This is a genomic window from Gluconacetobacter sacchari (genome assembly GCF_014174255.1).
In the GTDB taxonomy this organism is placed as follows: domain Bacteria; phylum Pseudomonadota; class Alphaproteobacteria; order Acetobacterales; family Acetobacteraceae; genus Gluconacetobacter; species Gluconacetobacter sacchari.
Map to the genome: position 1 here is coordinate 1 of NZ_JABEQJ010000084.1, position 1,708 is coordinate 1,708.

Annotated in this window: 1 pseudogene; it reads left to right on the forward strand. The window is 54.9% G+C overall.

Going from position 1 to position 1,708, the window contains the following annotated elements:
• Positions 1–870: 870 nt before the first annotated feature.
• A pseudogene (locus HLH48_RS22720) lies at positions 871–1,448 on the forward strand (IS5 family transposase); the annotation flags it as partial.
• Between the last annotated feature and the right edge of the window lie 260 nt (positions 1,449–1,708).

The following is a 1,708-nucleotide window of genomic DNA, read 5'->3' on the forward strand; positions in this document are numbered from 1 at the left end:
ATGAAATGCGCCATATCGTCCGCCGGAAGCCACGACTTCAGGTCAGGCGGCAGAAGATATGGCTGGGATCGGTCAAACGGGATGAAACGGCTCATCCCAGCATACTATACCATCGCCACTTCAAAGGGTACCCCAATCCGACAGGCTGCTAGTCCGGCCGGTTACCACTGTTCCGCAGTCTCGCCGTCTCAACGCAAACTGCCGGCCCGTGACAGACGGGGCTATCGCGCCCGAACGCGCCCGGTCCTCAACACGGTACGATCCCGCGGGCACAAACCACAGAAGCGGGAAAATTCCCAAAAAATATCCAATTCTGTGAATAAGATGGGCTGGAGGCAGTTCCTCACGCCTCACGTCATTGCTGCTGATCAAGTTCATCCATGTTTTCGGGTCGGACGATCTGTAAGTTATGACAAAACATCGCGCGTACGATCTTGCAGAATATTCGTTTCTTATATTCGTCATTCACGATAGGTCTCTGTACTTCTTGGTAGAGCCCGGTCGACGGATCACGTGCTTGATAGCTGCCATTGAAGATATTGTTCCAATACATCTCGGCATAGCTATCTATCGCCCTCTTGAGTTCTTCAGATTTTAACGTAACGTAGTTATTATACTCATTATCGATAAATGAATCGTCTAATTTATGAGTTTTAATATAACTTTTGACTGACAAAGAAAGATGTACATCTCGGGAATCAAGATCTTCGGGCCATAAGCCGACGTTACCCAATCCCTCCGAACGTTTGAGAGCATTATCGCCTCCCGTTCTGCTGATAGCACGTTCACCTCCGTCTGACCGAAGCAAGCTACTTCGAAACAACTGCGATCATAATGCCTCACTACGTGGATCAGTGCGAGCCTGTATAAGCTGGAGTTTGGGACAAGCTTCATCGGGCATTACTGACCCGCCTGCACCAGGTGGATCGACTGGACTGGAGCCGGGCCTGCATGGACAGCGCGTCCATTGCGGCAAAAAGGGGGGTGAAACGACCGGCCCGAACCCCACGGATCGCGGCAGACCCGGCCCGAAGCGCCACATCGTCACTGATCGACAGGGTATTCCGCTGACCGTCCTGCTGTCCGGGGCGAATGTCCATGACAGCAGGATGCTGGAGCCTCTGCTGGATGCCCTGCCTCCCGTTCATGAGAAGACCGGGAGGCCGCGTCGACGCCCTGAAAAGCTTCACACCGACAAAGGCTATGACTACAGACGTTGCCGTCTCGCATGTTCCCGCCGTGGGATCAGGCACCGTATTGCGAGAAAAGGCATCGAAAGCAGCTCACATCCCGGAAAGCATCGTTGGGTCGTCGAGCGCACATTCGCCTGGATCTCACGTTTCAGACGCCTTGCGGTCCGCTACGAACGAAGGGCCGACATCCATCTCGCATTAACCACGATCGCATGCTCGATCATATGCTTCCGGGCACTCAAAACGTGGTTTTGAAAAGCGTTCTTCCTGTGGGACAATGGGGTGGGGCACGGTTTTCCGAGACATTGAGGAGCGCTACGACCCTTGTGAAAGGAAGTAGCAGATGGACGACAGGAACGACGTGAATTGGCATGAGACGGAGGCCTCGGCGCCGTTGACGCGCGCCCGGCACGCAGGCGGCGGCGGGGCCGAGGCCGTTACGGGAAAGCGGTTCTCGGCGAAGAAGAAGCTTTCGGCGGTTCAGCGGCTACTGCGAGGTGAGAGCCTGGATGCCG